The following is a 15,788-nucleotide window of genomic DNA, read 5'->3' as shown; positions in this document are numbered from 1 at the left end:
AAAAATCCCTCCTCCAACACGGAATCGTTTGGTGGAAGAGGGAGGATTTTTCCGTTTTTCCCAGAATGGTATATCGCACACGACCAAAAGGAGGTTGTTCATTCTTATGAACAAACATGAATTGATTACGCGCATTTCCGAAAAAAGTGGCATGACCAAAAAAGATGTGGAATCCGTGTTAAATGGATTTATGGATGAAGTGACGGATGCTCTTGGCTCTGGCAACAAAGTACAATTGATCGGTTTCGGCACTTTTGAAACGCGCAAACGTTCCCAGCGTAACGGTCGCAACCCACAAACCGGTGACACCATCACCATTCCCGCATCTACCATTCCCGCTTTTAAAGCAGGAAGCCGCTTAAAGGGAGCAGTGAAGTAAGCATGCGTCTGGATAAGTTTTTAAAGGTTTCCCGTCTGGTGAAAAGGCGCACACTGGCCAAAGAGGTTTGCGATCAGGGCCGGGTTGAGGTCAATGGACACACCGCGAAGGCGGGTACAAACGTGGCGGTGGGCGATGAGTTGCTAATCCGCTTCGGCAACCAATCCCTGCGGGTACGGGTTACTTCTCTGCGGGAGACGACCCGCAAAGCGGAAGCGGGAGAGCTGTACGAACTGCTGGAAACGATTCCGCGGGAGAGGGCCGAGGGCAACGGGTAACTAACGAGCGGCGTTTCTCAACCTCTATGCCGACAGGAATTGCCTGAGATATAGTTGCTTACTAGGGCAATCGTTGCCCTTAATGGCGATAGGCGGTTGAGATTGTGATGAAAGTCACACCTGTAAACCTGTTCAAATCAAAGTTTCCATGGATACAAAGTCGCTCGACGGATCACCAGCTAACTGGCTTCCCGAGAGGACGACATGTCGGCTCAATGTGATGAGAAGCGCTCATTTCAAAGGCGAAAGCTCACCATTTCCAGGGTTTAAGCCCGCGGTTCTAAACCTTGTCCGCCGTCATATCATGTACCGAAAGGGGGTACATGTCCATGATGGAGGAAACGATTCAAGGGCGAACCAATCACCAAGTGATGATGGTAGGGCGCAATACGTTGGAAGTGACCGGAGTGGTGAGCGTAGAGAGCTTTGACAGCGAAGAATTTTTGTTACACACCGAATGCGGCTATCTGGGTATCCGGGGAAATAACCTGCACATCAAGAATCTCAATCTGGAAGAAGGGCGTGTAGCCATCCAAGGGGAGCTCTATGAAATGAGCTATTTGGACGACGGCTCGGCTCGAGGCGAGAAAACAAAGAGCTTTCTGGGTAGGTTATTCCGGTGACACTATATACCCAATGGGTGACCATGGGTTTGATGATGGGCTCCGGTTTGATGATGGGCTTGATGTTGGATTTGTACCGGGTGTTAAAAGCTCGTTTCCATATGTGGGGCTGGGTGGTTTCCCTGGTCGATCTCCTGTATTGGGCAGTGGCCGCGAGTATGGTGTTTGGTCTGTTGCTTTGGAGCAACTGGGGGGAGCTTCGTTTTACAGTACTGATTGCGATTGCAGCCGGGTGGTTCCTTTACTATTCCTGGTTTAGCAACTTTACAATCCGTTTGCTCCGTGTGTTGCTCAGCTGGACGGAAACGTTGTGTCGCGTAATCCTGCGGATCTTATATGTCAGTTTGTGGCTGCCCTTGGCTGCCTTGTCCATGCTGCTTTATCGGGTGGGAGTCGGATTGTTCCGATTACTGCGAGCTCTCTTTTTTCGTTTCCCTCTGTGGCTTCTCTCCCCGCTGTTTCGATGGCTGCAACCCCTCCGGGAGCGGTTGGCCCAGGGGGCGAGACCGATCACCCGACGCTTGCAGCGGTGGAAGGAGTGGCTCCGCCGTTGGCTTTCCGGTCAACGGAACCGTGGGGAGTAAATAGAAATAAAAAAGGATGATGACGATGGTTGATCGAAATCGCGGCAATGTCGTGTCTTTCCGTTCTTCCCGGTCATCCAATGAGGGTCAAAAAGCGGTCGTCAGAAAACCTTTGCCCCGCCATGTGCGCCGGCGCCGTTGGATATGGCTCATCGCGATGTTAGCGTTTTTCTTTTGGAGCGGATCGGAGCTGATTGGCCAATCCATGGAGGTTCATGAACGGAAAACGGCGTTGGCGCAGAGTAGAGAAGAGGTACAAGCTTTACAGGCGGAGCAGAGGGGATTACAGGAAGATGTACGGCGACTGCAAAATGAGGAGTATCTGCTGGAATTGGCCCGCAAGCTGGGTTATGCTTTGCCGGGAGAAGAAGTGGTAGATTTAGATTTGCATGGAAACTGAGACTAACAGATAAATGGACACTAAATCGGGCCACGGGCCTACTTTGTCGTTAATGAAACCGCCACACTCTCGCGAATGGGAGGGTGTGGCGGTTTCTTAATGGTAAAACTCCTTACCCGATAATTACCCGTTCCCGCGGATAATGGAAGGAAGCCGGAGGGCGCTCCTTGCGGATAAGGAACAACAACAGCAAAATGCCGATCCGCCCCATAAACATAATGGCGATTATGGTTAGTTTACCCGCTGCCGATAATTCCGGCGACAATCCGAGAGAGAGGCCGGTGGTGCCAAAGGCGGAACAAACTTCAAACACCACTTTAATCATGCTGTGCTGCGGTTGTTCCACCATTACCACCAACACGGCAACAGCGACGATGATCGCACCGGTGGCAAAGACGACGGAAGCCTTGCGCACATCCTCCTCCATCAATTCCCGCCCAAACAGGCGGATATGGTTTTGACCGCGGGCATAGCAGAAAATCGCCAGCAGCACCACCGCCAGGGTGGTCGTGCGGATGCCGCCGCCTACACTGGAGGGGCTGGCTCCGATAAACATCATAAAGGAGAGAAAGAGCTGAGACGGAAGTGAGTATTCATTTAAATCCATGGTGGCCAAACCGCCGCTGCGAGCAGTGATGGCGTTAAACAATGAATAAAAGAAGGCTTCATGCCACGGCATGGTGGAGTAAAAGCGCTGGGATTCCAGGGCGGTAAATACGATGACGCTGATGGCGATTAAAGCAAAATGCGTGGTTACCGTCAGTTTGGTAAACAGAGAAAAGCGGAATTGCTTTCGATTAGGGCTGGCAAACCACTCTTTTACTTCCACCAACACAGGGAATCCAATGACTCCCCCTAGAATCAATAACATGTGTACCACTTGAACAAAATAGTCCTGTGAAAAGTCTTCCAACGAATTGCCAAAGATATCGAGCCCACCGTTGGTAAAGGCGGATAAAGAGCTAAACAACCCATATAAAAACGCATCGCTGCCATAATCGAGCACAAAATAAAAATATAAGCCTAACAACAGAGCACCGACGGCTTCAATTAACAGGGATATCAACAAAATATCGCGCATCAGGCGCACCAATCCGGCCAGATCCAGCTGGTTTTGGTCCAACATAATCATACGCCGGCGCATAATTCCGATGCGTTGTCCCGTCGCCATCCATAAAAAAGTACCCAGAGTCATAAAACCGATTCCGCCAAATTGAAGCATCACCATCAACATAACATGGCCGGTGGTGCTGTAGGTTTCAGCGGTATTTACTACCGTCAACCCCGTCACGGTGATGGCGGTGGCAGCGGTGAACAGCGCATCCAGATAGGAGACCTCCACTCCGGGGCGGTGGGCCGCCGGCAAGAACAACAGGATACTGGAGAGGAGAATAGCGGAAAAGTAAATAAGGACAAGCAATTGAACGGGTGTAAGTTTCAGAATTGACAGCTTCATTCCCACAAGCTCCCTTAATATGGTCACCCACCTATTGTAAACTAGGGAACAGGGTTTGCAAAATCAAAAAAGGGTTTTTGTCGGCAACAGAGAAAATGTTTGCAAAAGGATTCCTATCGATTGAATCCGTTTCCGCCACGGCGACAGAGGAGGGCTCCGCGTGAAACGCTGGTTGGGCATGGTGTTGGCCTTTGTATTAATCTTCAGCTTGATCGGAACCCACAGTGCAGACGGAAAACAGGAGCAGAAGAAAGGAAAAGGAAGCGTGAAAACCGGTCTTGAAATCCTGTTGGAAAATCCGGATCGATATAAAGGGAAGCGGGTAGGCCTGATCGCCAATCCGACGGCGATGACGACCGGATATGATCACGCTTTGGATGCGATGTTGGAGAAAGGAATCCAGGTCACCCACGTATATGGCCCGGAACATGGGGTGCGCGGTACGGAGCAGGCCGGGGATGTTCCTGGTTCCTATGAAGATCCGCGAACCGGCCTTCCCTTTGTCAATCTATACGGCAAGCAGCCGCAAGAGATGGTGGCGCTATTTGCAGAAGTAGATGTGCTCATCTTTGATATTCAGGATGTAGGGAGCCGCTTTTATACCTATATCTATACGATGGCGTATGCGATGGAGGCGGCTGCTTTAGCGGACAAACCTTTTATCGTCTTGGATCGGCCCAATCCCATCGGCGGGGATAAAGTGGAAGGACCGGTGCTGGATCCCGCTTATCGTTCCTTTGTCGGTCTGTTTCCAATCCCACAACGGCACGGCATGACCGTCGGCGAGCTAGCTTATCTGTTCAATGAGGAATTTCTGCCACAATCAGGAGCGCAATCGGTGGATCTACAGGTGATCCAAATGAAAGGTTGGAAACGGGGCAGCCACTATCAAGATACCGGCCTTCCTTGGGTCCTTCCTTCTCCCAATATGCCAACACTGGAGACGGCCTTAGTCTACCCGGGAACGGGGATGATTGAAGGAACCAACTTGTCAGAGGGAAGGGGAACCACTCGACCCTTTGAATTAGTGGGAGCTCCTTATATTAAAGGATGGGAACTGACAGAAGCCCTCAATCAACAAAATTTGCCAGGCGTCTCTTTTCGGGAAGCGTATTTTAATCCTACTTTCTCCAAATACCAAGGAGAAAATGTCGGCGGTGTACAGCTGCATATCGAAGATCCAAAAACATTTGACCCCATTCTGACGGGATTGACGATTATGCAGGAAACAAAGCGTCTCTATCCAAAGGAGTTCCAGTGGCGTCAAGATGCCGATTCCTCTTACTGGATCGATAAATTGACCGGATCGGAGCGGGTGCGCACCGAAATCGACCGTGGGACTTTTGCACGAAAAATTGTGGAGCAGTGGGAAGCGGAATTAAATCAGTTTAAAAAGCTTCGTCAACAGTATCTTCTCTACTCGCCATGAGGATAAAAAAATATCCTTGACACAGCCACGTGTAAATGTGTATAATAGGTTTCGTGGCTGACGCGGGGTGGAGCAGTTGGCAGCTCGTCGGGCTCATAACCCGAAGGTCGCAGGTTCAAGTCCTGCCCCCGCAACCAAATCAGATATGATTGGGGGAGGAGATGAATTCCTCCCCCATGGATGTGGCGGTGTAGCTCAACTGGTTAGAGCGTACGGTTCATACCCGTGAGGTTGGGGGTTCGAGACCCTCCACCGCTACCAAAGGGAAGGCGAGGTTCAGACCCTGAAATATGGGAATAGGATCGCCTTTTTTCTTTTATCTAAAAGGATCATCCTTGGGGAATCCTAATGATGTACAACCCAGGGACAGGGCGTGCCTTTGTCGGAGTGGGAGTGGTACGGTGTGGATGTAACCATCAAAAAAATAAAATTTACGACGATCAACAAGACCTATACGGAAAAGGTCCGAGACTGGCACGGCCGCCATCTGTTTGCCACCCAGTATCCCAACCCCGACGGGAAACGGATCTTTCTCACCTATTATTTCGTTAAAAAGGGATATACCATCTCCAAGGTGTTCCAAAAGTCCGGGGAATTCCTCTATTATTACTGTGACGTGATGGAGATGCGGCAGGTGGGACGCTTGCGCTATGTGATGGTGGATCTCCTCTTGGATATGATCGTCTATCCTGATGGCCGCTATCATTTAATCGATGTGGATGAGTTTGCCGAAGCCATCGAAAAGGGACAGCTGAAGCGACGGCAACAAGTCCATTCCTTAAAAACCTTGGATAAGATGATTCAGCTACAGACTAACCGCTCCTTTATTCCTAAGATCCTACAGGAGGCCCGCATGTTCCCACTGACGGATTCCTCGCAACAGCGCCGATAATCCACACCGAATTCGCCAACCACCGACATTGCGGTGGTTTTTGTGTATAAAAAAAGAAATTTCATCGGAAGTTTTCCCTTCTTTTGTCGAATGATCGCTCGTTTTGAGCTCCATCGACATCGGTTTACGCTCTTGCACAGGTTGGATCCGACATCGCGATACGATGATACGTTCGTAATGGTTACTCCTACAAAATCGCTTTTTTCCTATATGAGCATCGATTTTTTTGAAGTGTTGTTTTTTTGTCGGAAGTTTTTTTGTATCATCCAGCCATTATGACAAACTTATCAGGCAATCCCCCGCTATAATGGACCCCACATGACGGACAAGCATACCTTGAAGGGGTGATTGCAAGATGCAAAGACAATGGGCATTGTTCAATTCGGCTATGATTCGTCCTTTTGCTTCTCTCTTTTCCGGACAGTCCATGGTAACACGGTGGTCACGTATACTGGGGCAGGGGAGTGTCCCGATCGCGGTGATGGGTTTTTTATTGGGACGAGCGATGATCATGGATACGGTTTCACCTTTTGCGATCGCTTATCTGGGTGTGGTTCTCCATCTGTGTCGGCGGCAATGGCCCCTGGCGATGGCGGCGTTGGTGGCAGGGGCAGCTACACTGGGAGCGACACAGGCGGCTTGGATTGCGGGGAGTCTGATCTGGTTGTTGTTAATTCATAAAGGATTTCAATGGGTGGGGAAGGGACAAATCAACTACGCCCCTTTTACCGTGTTGCTTACCGGCGTCGGGGCCCACCTGTTTCAACTTCAATTGGCGGGATGGACTTCTTATGCTGGATTGATGGCCGGGGTGGACGTACTGTTAAGCTTTCTGTTGACGTTTATCTTTGTGCAGTCGCTCCCTTTTTTCACGCAGCGACGGCAGAAGGCGTCCTTACGCCATGAGGAGATTATCTGTCTGGTGATTCTGGTGGGCTCGGTTGTGACGGGCACCCTCGGGTGGAGCATCGGGGATCTGTCGGTGGTCCATGTCGTTTCTCGTTATCTGATCTTGATCTTAGCATTAGTAGGCGGTGGGATGTTGGGAGCATCGGTGGGGGTCGTCACGGGGATGATTCTCACCCTTGCGGATACGGCGGCCATCATCCAAATCTCCTTGCTAGCCTTTGCCGGATTATTGGCGGGTTTGTTTCGGGAAGGGAAGCGCTGGGGAGTCGCCGTCGGGTTTTTGTTGGGAACCTCGATCCTCTCCCTCTACGGCAGTGGGACGGCACAGGTGTGGACTTCTCTGCAGGAAACAGTGTTGGCGGTGCTGCTGTTTTTAATCACCCCACCAACGATTACCCGTGCGATTGCACGGCTGGTGCCTGGTACGGCGGAAAATGAAACGGCGCAACAGGAATATGTACGGCGGCTGCGGGATGTAACGGCCGCCAAAGTGGAACAGTTTACTGAGTTGTTTTCAGAGATGGCCCGCAGTTTTCGGGATGAAGCAGCGCGTTCCCATGAGAGTGATGAAGGCCATATGAATCAATTTATTAACGGTGTAATGGAAAAATCATGCCAATCCTGCCATCTTTATCGGCAGTGCTGGGAGAAGAACTTTGTTTCCACTTATCGCGGGATAACGGATTTAATGGCACTGGTGGAGTTAAAGGGAACGGATCAATCGATCAAAGTACCCCGCTCCTGGTCGGATCATTGCATTAAGGGGGAAAAAGTGCTCTCCCACATACAGGAGGGTTACGACTCCTATGAACGGGATCTTGTGTGGCGCAACCGCATGAAAGAGACGCGGCGGCTGGTGTCGGAGCAACTGGAGGGCGTCTCCGAAGTGATGGCGGAATTTGCAGAGGAGATTCGGCATGAGACGCAAGTGATGGCGGCGCAGGAGGAGCAGATTCACCAAGCGTTGGAGGAGTTGGGGTTGTCCATACAACGGGTGGAGATTTTTAACCTTGAGGAAGGAAAAGTGGAAATTGAGGTAAGTATGCCGCATGAAGACGGTCTGGATGAATGTCGCAAATTGGTGGCACCACTATTGACGGAGATCCTGGGTGAGCCAATCACCGTTCAGCGCAAAGTGGTGCAAGGTCGATCAGCTGGTGCCGTCATCACACTGGGCTCGGCACAGCGATTCCAGGTGAAGACGGGGGTAGCTGGAGCAGCCAAAGGGGGGAATTGGCTCTCCGGTGACAGCTATTGCTATATGAATGTTGGCACTGGTAAATATGCAGTCGCTGTCAGCGACGGTATGGGCAATGGCAACCGCGCCCAGGAAGAATCAAGTGCAGCGTTGCAGTTGTTGCGCCGTTTGCTACAGTCTGGGATGAAGGAAGAGAAGGCGGTGGAGACGATCAATTCCATTTTGAGCCTTCGTTCCACCGATGAGATGTTTGCCACTATCGATCTGGCCATGGTTGATTTAAACAGTGCCCGTTCTCGCTTTTTAAAGATTGGTTCCACTCCTGGCTTTGTGAAACGGGGGAACGATGTGCATATGGTTTCAGCTGGCAATCCACCCCTGGGAATATTGCGGGATATTGAGGTGGAACCGGTGGATTATCAACTGGAAACGGGGGATCTGTTGGTGATGGTAACCGATGGCATCTACGATGCACCCCGCCATGCGGCCAATAAAGAGGCGTGCATGAAGCGATTGATCGGGGAGATTGACACCAAAGATCCGCAAGGGTTCGCCGATTGCCTGCTGGAAAAAGTGATCCGTCACCATGGTGGGGAGATCGACGATGATATGACTGTGGTTGTGGCCAAAGTAGAGCGTCATGTGCCGGAGTGGTCGACCATTCGCATTCCCGGCATCGCCCCCATCAACCGGCAGCATGTGGCGGGATTGTGACGGAAGAGTACGGAAATTGATTCGACGGGGGAAAACCTTTAAAATGTCCATTAAGTACGAAACTGCAGCCATGGTAGCGGTCAGAAAATGTCAGCCCCGGGTCCCTCATGGGACAATGATTGGCCTATCGGCCAATAAAGGCCTCTGACAAACCATGAGAAGAGGGGATCGATTTCCGGTGTAGCGCCCTTTGACCGACTGCCCAGCGAAGCCTCAGAAGGATCCAACCGTTTAACGGCCACACATGTTTTTCCTTTTGGCCGTTGGTTGGGGACGGAGGAGGCGGAGCGGACAACCCTACATCCTTGCAAGTGAAAGAGGCGTGAAGACGGAAATCGGGACTTGGATTGGCCTTTGGCCATAGGATGCCCCTTGCGGGACTTGGATTGGCCTATCGGCCATAGGATGCCCTTTACAGGACTCGGATTGGCCTTTGGCCATAGGATGCCCCTTGCGGGACTTGGATTGGCCTATCGGCCATAGGATGCCCTTTACAGGACTTGGATTGGCCTATCGGCCATAGGATGCCCCTTGCGGGACTCGGATTGGCCTATCGGCCATAGGATGCCCCTTGCGGGACTCGGATTGGCCTTTGGCCATAGGATGGGTAAGCGGGCGGTGGGAATATTACCCGGGGAGGGTCCCCGGGTTGTTTCTATACGGGCGGGGAGGGAGGCGTATGCTGGAAGAACGGTTAACCTCGTGGGAAGAGCAGTTGCTTCCACAGGGTGCAGGAGTGATTGTCGGTGTATCTGGCGGTCCCGATTCGATGGCGCTGTTGCATCGATTATGGTCAGCGGCAGCGGAGAAAGAATGGAACGTGACCGCGGTTCATGTGGATCATGGTTTGCGGGGGGAGGAGAGTGCGGAAGATGCCGACCATGTGCAATCATGGTGTCGGCAACAGAGCATTCCCTGTTATGTGGAACGGGTGGATGTCATGGGTTATATGCGTAAACACGGTGGAAACAAACAAGCTGTTGCAAGAGAACTGCGCTATGATGCTTTTTACCGTGTGGCACAGTCGGTGGATGCGACGCATGTGGCAGTGGCTCATCATGCCGATGATCAGGTGGAAACGCTGTTGATGCGACTATTGAGAGGAACCGGCACACAAGGGTTGACCGGTATCCCTCGCCGCCGCCGTTGGCGCGGCATGTGGATGATCCGTCCCTGGCTGCATCTCTCCCGCGCCGACATTCGAGCTTATTGCGCTACCCATCGCATTCCTTTTCGCCATGACACCAGCAACGAAGACCCCGTTTATACCCGCAATCGCGTTCGACATGAACTGGTTCCGCTGTTGTCCTCCTTTAACCCCCGTTTTGATGAGGCGTTGTTGCAATTGAGCGAGTTGGCAACCGACGAAGAGCAGGTTTGGGAACGTTTGACGAAAGAGGCGTTTCACAATGTTTGTACAAGGGTACACGAAAAGGGAATCACACTGGATATTGACCGGTTTAACCGACTGGAAGTTGCTTTACAACGCAGGGTGATTAAACTAATATTAAATTGTCTTGTGAAAAAATCAGCAAACGAGGTCGATTGGCAAGCGGTGGAGCGCGTTCGGACGCTGACCACCGGTGATAACCCGTCCGCGCAAACCCCATTGCCTGGAGGTGGATGGGTTCAGCGTCAATACCACCTCCTCCGTTTTTTTTCTTCCGCCGAAGAGGCAAAAGCAAGAGCTGTGCCTTCTTCCGTCTCGTTGCAACTGCCGGGAGAAATGGCATGGGGTGAGGGCAGAATTTGTGCCCAGTTTGTTGCGGGTGTTCCCTCCGCAACAGGGAGAGGCTTAGAGGCGGCTGTTTTTGATTGGGAGCGCCTGCCGCCGGCTCTTGCGGTTCGAGCACGCCTACCGGGAGACCGAATGCGTCCGTTGGGGTTAGGCGGTTCCAAAAAAGTGAAGGATCTGTTTATCGATGCCAAAATCCCACAACAAGAACGGGATGGAATCCCTTTGGTCACAGCGGGGAACGATATTATTTGGATCCCGGGCGTGGCGCGGTCAGACATTGCGCTGTGCGATGCCGATACCCGAAAAACGCTCGTTTTACGCTGGACTCCGGATAAGGGGGCGCACTGACAGATCCTTCGGTCGATTAGATACATATGCCATGTTTAGCAGGAGGTTTCCATGCACGAAGACATCCGTGAAGTCCTGTTGTCCCAGGAAGTGATTCAGCAGAAAGTGCGGGAACTGGGACAACAGTTGACCCAAGATTACCGGGATTTAAACCCCCTTTGCATCTGTGTTCTAAAGGGGGCATTTCCGTTCATGTCCGATCTGGTCCGTGCCATCGATACGCATCTTGAGGTTGACTTTATGGCTGTTTCCAGCTATGGCGACTCCACCCAATCTTCCGGGGTGGTGCGGATTGTAAAAGATCTGGATGCATCGGTGGAAAACCGGCACGTCCTGGTGATGGAGGACATAATCGACAGCGGCCTCACCCTCAGCTACTTGTTGGAGTTGTTGCGCGGTCGCAACGCCGCTTCTGTCAAAGTGGTTACACTGTTGGATAAGCCCTCTCGTCGTACCACTGGATTAAAACCGGATTATTGCGGCTTTGAGGTACCGGATGCGTTTGTGGTCGGGTATGGATTGGACTATGCCGAAAAATACCGCAATCTTTCCTATGTTGGTGTGTTAAAAGAAGAAGTCTACTCGGATTGAGTTTTCTTGTGACCATTAGAATCGCTGTGGTAAAATGAAAGAAGTGGCAATTTGAGAGGAGGTCAATAATGAAAGGTATTTTCCGGAACGCCGGATTATATATAATTCTCATCCTCATATCCCTTGGGGCTTTAAGCTTAATTCTCAACCCCATGGCGGAAACAGAACAACTAAGCTATACCCAATTTCAGAAAAAATTAGCCGATGGTGAGATCAAGAATGTAACAACGATTCGAGAAGAAGGCCGTGCTTACTACATCGAGGGCAAATACAATAACCAGGACAAAACCTTTACCACCTATGGGCCTTATGGTCAAGGAAGCACGGTTGTTAAGGATTTAAAAGATGCTGGGATCGACGTGAAATATGAGAAAGCCAAAGGGGACTCTCTTTGGTTGACGCTGTTTACTACTTTTATTCCTTTCCTCATCATTCTCTTGCTTTTCTTCTACTTGTTCAGTCAAGCCCAAGGCGGCGGCAACCGCGTTATGAACTTCGGCAAGAGCAAGGCGAAGATGTACAACGAGGAGAAAAAGAAAGTTACCTTTGACGATGTGGCCGGTGCCGATGAGGAGAAAGCCGAATTGGTGGAAGTGGTCGATTTCCTCAAAGACCACCGCAAATTTTCCACTGTGGGCGCTCGTATTCCCAAAGGGGTGCTCCTGTTTGGACCGCCGGGAACAGGTAAAACGTTGTTGGCCCGGGCGGTTGCCGGGGAAGCCGGTGTTCCCTTTTTCAGCATCAGTGGCTCCGACTTTGTGGAGATGTTTGTCGGGGTGGGTGCGTCCCGTGTGCGGGACCTGTTTGAGCAGGCGAAAAAGAACAAACCCTGTATCATCTTTATCGATGAGATCGATGCAGTGGGACGGCAGCGTGGCGCCGGTCTCGGCGGCGGCCACGATGAGCGGGAACAAACCTTGAATCAGCTGTTGGTGGAGATGGACGGCTTTGGTGTAAATGATGGAATTATCATGATCGCCGCCACCAACCGTCCCGACATTCTGGATCCGGCGCTGTTGCGTCCGGGTCGTTTCGACCGCCAGATCACGGTAAACCGACCTGATGTTAAAGGGCGGGAAGCGGTGCTGAAAGTACACGCTCGCAACAAACCTTTGGCTGAAGACGTCAAGTTGGATGTGATCGCCCAGCGTACCACCGGCTTTACCGGTGCGGACTTGGAAAATCTCTTAAACGAGGCGGCATTGTTGGCGGCCCGTCGCGACCTGAAAAAAATCACGATGGAAGAAGTGGAAGAAGCGATTGACCGCGTGATTGCCGGACCGGAGAAGAAAAGCCGCGTCATCAGTCAAAAAGAGAAAAAGACGGTCGCCTTTCATGAGGCGGGTCATACCATTGTCGGCTACTATCTGGAGCATGCCGACACCGTACACAAAGTAACCGTCGTTCCTCGGGGACAGGCGGGCGGTTATGTGGTGATGCTGCCCAAGGAAGACCGCTTCCTGATGACCAAAAACGAGTTGTTGGATCGAGTGACCGGATTGTTGGGTGGTCGTGCCGCGGAAGAAGTCGCTTTTGGCGAAATCAGCACCGGTGCTCACAACGACTTTGAGAAGGCTACCGCGATTGTGCGTAGCATGATCACCGAATACGGGATGAGCAAACGTCTGGCACCGATGCAGTTTGGCCGCAGTCAAGGTCAAGTATTCCTGGGACGGGATATCGGACATGAGCAAAACTACAGCGATGCGATTGCATACGAGATCGACCAGGAGATGCAAGAGCTGATCAATGAATCCTATGCCCGTGCCAAAAAGCTACTGGAAGAAAAACGGGATAAAATGGAGCTACTTGCTGACACTTTGCTGGTAAAAGAAACACTGGATGCCGATGAAATCCGACAACTGCTGGAAAACGGCAAGCTGGACAAACCGGTGGAACCGAAAGTGTCGGTTAACATCCAGGGTAAGGACGAGGAAAAGAGCGAACCCGACACCTCTGCTGACGCCGACAAGGCGGATGATACAACCGATACAGCAGAGCCGGAAACGACGGACTCCTCTCACGATGAACAGGAAAACAAAGACGATAAAGATAAACCCTCTTCTTGATCATCGTTTTCTTCTCATCATAGCGAAAGCCCCCCTTCAAGCGAAAGCTTAAGGGGGGCTTTGTTATGTGACAGTATTTCATTGATGAGCAACAGACAAATGATTAATCCTGCTATGACAAACTTGAGATAACTCCCTTTGGGCAACATTCGGATTAAACCGCCTGCCAGCAAAAGGATAAGGCGATTACAGCCAAAAATGGAACGGCCAATCACTTGATATCCTTTCACATCACATACTGGGATCAACCGTTACGGTTCACTTCAGCTTACCGCTCTGCAGATAGCGATGAACAGGAAGGACATCCCCTTCTTCCGCGGGCAAAAAGCCAAAGGTGACATAACTGTCGACGGATTCAGGTTCCATCGCCAAAGCGGCTACGTTGGCAGTGACTTGGTCCATATAGATAATGGTACTGCCGGCGGGGAAGGTTTTGGTCTTTGCTGCCACTTCTGTTTGCACGGTGTGGAGTCGATAGCCTTCATAGGAATTTTCCGCTGTTTTTTTCGATGTGACAGTATAACTTTCCACTTCGACTCGGGTCGGTTTTCGCAGTGTTTCCACCCGTACTCCCGCATGTTGCAACCGTTTCACCGCTTCTTCCTGTCCGGGATCCAGGATATAGGCGGTAGGCCGAACGCGTTCCAATGTGGCTTGTTCATTGCTGGAACTAAAATAACGCACTGGAACATCAAACGGTTGAGCGGTGGCGATATCCATAAAGGTTAGCGTCTTACCACTTACTTCGGTAGGCTTGCTCTGTACCACGACTGTATCATCTTTTGAGGCGTGTTTTCCCTTTTTGACGATACCGTTGCGTGCATCTGCCACAACTTTTTGCACTTCAGCGGCATGAGCGGCTGTCGTCTCCATGAGGGAAGTATGGGTTGCCACTTGGGCGGCTACGCGCCGTTGGAAATTTTCCCGACCGATGCCGATCCCCCGAGTTTCCACCAAAAAGGAGATGGCAGGCTTTAGACCGAATGCATTGCGCCCGATTCGGGGATCGCTTCCGCCTTCCCAGATTTGAATCTCTTCACCATTACGGCTGGTGGTATAGTAGGCGTCGCTGGAAAAGCCTTGCTCATCCAATGCTTGATGAGCCGTTTCGACAAAGCGATCATCGGAAAGAGTGCGGATGCTTTCGGGTATGTTTAGGTTTTTGCCGGATAAGAGCAGAACATCGTGATATTTCAGTGCACCTTCTTCTCCAAGATCGGCGAATTCACTGGCGCCCAGTCCATATTCATGGGCGTCGATCACTACTTCCGGCATATACTGGTTGTACAAGTTGTGAATGGCACGAACTTCCGGCGAATCAAATTTCATATGGTCCCGGTTTCCGTCCAAGCGATTGGCCAGCTGGCGGGTAAAGGCATATGATCCGTCAGGGTTGAGACGGGGCACGATAATAACGTTGATGTCACGCAAAAGCGCGTCTCCCCAGTCTCCGGTCAGCTTTTGTGCCATTACCAGAGCGGACTCACCGGCAGCCGGTTCATTTCCGTGGATTTGTGCATCCAACCAAACAGTAGGCTTCTTTTTGAAGGATTTTGCATCCTTATTCTTTTCCGTACTGAAAAAGAGAGCAGGAATATCGCGTCCCTCCATCGATTGACCGATGATTTTCATTTCCACCCGATCGGAGGAGCGATCCACTTGATGCAGGAACGAAATCATCTCTTCCTGGCTGGTAAAGGCATCTCCCTCACTTGTAAAGGCGGGCGTATCAAAGGTGATATCCGTATCTGGGTACTGTGCTAACACCTTCTCCGGCTGAGCGTAATCCTTGCCATAATAGGGTGTCGTCGCTGCGTTTACCGGTTGAGCCGCCAGCAGAAAGGATATAGCCAACGACAAAAACGATAACCAAGATAGTTTCCGCGTCAATCTCAAACGCCCCTTTCAGTGGTGTATAAAAATTATATATAATTCGGACAAGTGTTGGCAAAGACAAAACTTTACAAACAGTCGGTACCACGTTGATTGATCTGAGATAAAACAATGGCTTATTTGATGCGGAAAATGAGCACATGTTATATAACATGTGTCAAAAGAAGGGAGATAAATACTGATTCACAGGCAACATCATATCTAATTTTTAGAATGGAGTATGATCGTTCACTCACCATAATGGGTGAAACAAATATTGCTTATATCCCAACTGCTCTATTGGTGAT

The 15,788-nt window shown here is 50.9% G+C and carries 13 protein-coding genes and 2 tRNA genes; 13 read left to right on the top strand and 2 right to left on the bottom strand.

The features are described 5' to 3' along the window. The first annotated feature begins 106 nt into the window (after window positions 1-106). The 5 genes from C8J48_RS16880 (at window position 107) to C8J48_RS16860 (ending at window position 2,264) form a co-directional block, all read left to right on the top strand. Window positions 107-379: an HU family DNA-binding protein gene (locus C8J48_RS16880; RefSeq protein ID WP_107728433.1), complete on the top strand. Its 273-nt coding sequence runs from the start codon at window positions 107-109 to the stop codon at window positions 377-379. A 2-nt stretch (window positions 380-381) separates the two neighbouring features. Then, entirely contained in the window at window positions 382-657 is a 276-nt protein-coding gene (locus C8J48_RS16875) for an RNA-binding S4 domain-containing protein (protein ID WP_107728432.1), read from the top strand. Between the two features lie 329 nt (window positions 658-986). Further along, entirely contained in the window at window positions 987-1,280 is a 294-nt protein-coding gene (gene yabP, locus C8J48_RS16870; protein ID WP_107728431.1) for a sporulation protein YabP, read from the top strand. Next, a complete protein-coding gene (gene yabQ / locus C8J48_RS16865; RefSeq protein WP_107728430.1) occupies window positions 1,277-1,864 on the top strand; it encodes a spore cortex biosynthesis protein YabQ in 588 nt (195 codons plus the stop codon). Before yabP ends, yabQ begins: the two co-directional genes overlap by 4 nt. A gap of 25 nt (window positions 1,865-1,889) precedes the next feature. Next, complete coding sequence (locus tag C8J48_RS16860; RefSeq protein WP_170105662.1) at window positions 1,890-2,264, top strand: FtsB family cell division protein; 375 nt, start codon at window positions 1,890-1,892, stop codon at window positions 2,262-2,264. A 112-nt stretch (window positions 2,265-2,376) separates the two neighbouring features. Here C8J48_RS16860 and C8J48_RS16855 read toward each other — a convergent pair whose 3' ends face one another. Continuing rightward, complete coding sequence (locus C8J48_RS16855) at window positions 2,377-3,720, bottom strand: TrkH family potassium uptake protein (protein WP_107728428.1); 1,344 nt, start codon at window positions 3,718-3,720, stop codon at window positions 2,377-2,379. A 160-nt stretch (window positions 3,721-3,880) separates the two neighbouring features. Between C8J48_RS16855 and C8J48_RS16850 the strand changes: the two genes are divergently transcribed. The 8 genes from C8J48_RS16850 (at window position 3,881) to ftsH (ending at window position 13,608) form a co-directional block, all read left to right on the top strand. Beyond that, window positions 3,881-5,149: an exo-beta-N-acetylmuramidase NamZ family protein gene (locus C8J48_RS16850; RefSeq protein WP_211316684.1), complete on the top strand. Its 1,269-nt coding sequence runs from the start codon at window positions 3,881-3,883 to the stop codon at window positions 5,147-5,149. A gap of 61 nt (window positions 5,150-5,210) precedes the next feature. Beyond that, a tRNA-Met gene (locus C8J48_RS16845) sits at window positions 5,211-5,286 on the top strand. 47 nt (window positions 5,287-5,333) lie between these two features. Then, window positions 5,334-5,410: transfer RNA gene (locus C8J48_RS16840), tRNA-Met, on the top strand. Window positions 5,411-5,552: 142 nt separating this feature from the next. Further along, complete coding sequence (locus C8J48_RS16835) at window positions 5,553-6,041, top strand: ribonuclease FAU-1 family protein (protein WP_170105660.1); 489 nt, start codon at window positions 5,553-5,555, stop codon at window positions 6,039-6,041. A 355-nt stretch (window positions 6,042-6,396) separates the two neighbouring features. After that, window positions 6,397-8,862 (top strand): stage II sporulation protein E, encoded by a 2,466-nt coding sequence (gene spoIIE / locus C8J48_RS16825; RefSeq protein WP_107728425.1) that lies wholly within the window; start codon window positions 6,397-6,399, stop codon window positions 8,860-8,862. 679 nt (window positions 8,863-9,541) lie between these two features. Beyond that, complete coding sequence (gene tilS, locus C8J48_RS16820) at window positions 9,542-10,948, top strand: tRNA lysidine(34) synthetase TilS (protein WP_107728424.1); 1,407 nt, start codon at window positions 9,542-9,544, stop codon at window positions 10,946-10,948. 51 nt (window positions 10,949-10,999) lie between these two features. Next, on the top strand, window positions 11,000-11,539 hold the full coding sequence (gene hpt, locus C8J48_RS16815; RefSeq protein ID WP_107728423.1) for a hypoxanthine phosphoribosyltransferase: 540 nt from the start codon (window positions 11,000-11,002) through the stop codon (window positions 11,537-11,539). A gap of 68 nt (window positions 11,540-11,607) precedes the next feature. Continuing rightward, entirely contained in the window at window positions 11,608-13,608 is a 2,001-nt protein-coding gene (ftsH, locus tag C8J48_RS16810) for an ATP-dependent zinc metalloprotease FtsH (RefSeq protein WP_107728422.1), read from the top strand. Window positions 13,609-13,866: 258 nt separating this feature from the next. Here the strand turns inward: ftsH and C8J48_RS16805 are convergent, their stop codons facing one another. After that, window positions 13,867-15,498 carry a M14 family metallopeptidase gene (locus tag C8J48_RS16805; protein WP_245891271.1) on the bottom strand — a complete coding sequence of 544 codons (1,632 nt, stop codon included), beginning with the start codon at window positions 15,496-15,498 and terminating at the stop codon, window positions 13,867-13,869. Window positions 15,499-15,788 lie beyond the last annotated feature (290 nt).

Origin of the sequence: Desmospora activa DSM 45169, from assembly GCF_003046315.1 — a bacterium.
GTDB classification, from domain to species: domain Bacteria; phylum Bacillota; class Bacilli; order Thermoactinomycetales; family DSM-45169; genus Desmospora; species Desmospora activa.
Note: the sequence above shows the minus strand (reverse complement) of the source record. Positions and strands in the feature narration are given on the sequence as shown.

What these genes read in the sequence shown, in the direction of transcription:
- C8J48_RS16880 (WP_107728433.1), top strand. Translation starts at nt 107, where the DNA reads ATGAACAAACATGAATTGATTACGCGCATTTCCGAAAAAAGTGGCATG.
- C8J48_RS16875 (WP_107728432.1), top strand. Translation starts at nt 382, where the DNA reads ATGCGTCTGGATAAGTTTTTAAAGGTTTCCCGTCTGGTGAAAAGGCGC.
- yabP (WP_107728431.1), top strand. Translation starts at nt 987, where the DNA reads ATGATGGAGGAAACGATTCAAGGGCGAACCAATCACCAAGTGATGATG.
- C8J48_RS16860 (WP_170105662.1), top strand. Translation starts at nt 1,890, where the DNA reads ATGGTTGATCGAAATCGCGGCAATGTCGTGTCTTTCCGTTCTTCCCGG.
- C8J48_RS16855 (WP_107728428.1), bottom strand. Translation starts at nt 3,720, where the DNA reads ATGAAGCTGTCAATTCTGAAACTTACACCCGTTCAATTGCTTGTCCTT.
- spoIIE (WP_107728425.1), top strand. Translation starts at nt 6,397, where the DNA reads ATGCAAAGACAATGGGCATTGTTCAATTCGGCTATGATTCGTCCTTTT.
- tilS (WP_107728424.1), top strand. Translation starts at nt 9,542, where the DNA reads ATGCTGGAAGAACGGTTAACCTCGTGGGAAGAGCAGTTGCTTCCACAG.
- hpt (WP_107728423.1), top strand. Translation starts at nt 11,000, where the DNA reads ATGCACGAAGACATCCGTGAAGTCCTGTTGTCCCAGGAAGTGATTCAG.
- ftsH (WP_107728422.1), top strand. Translation starts at nt 11,608, where the DNA reads ATGAAAGGTATTTTCCGGAACGCCGGATTATATATAATTCTCATCCTC.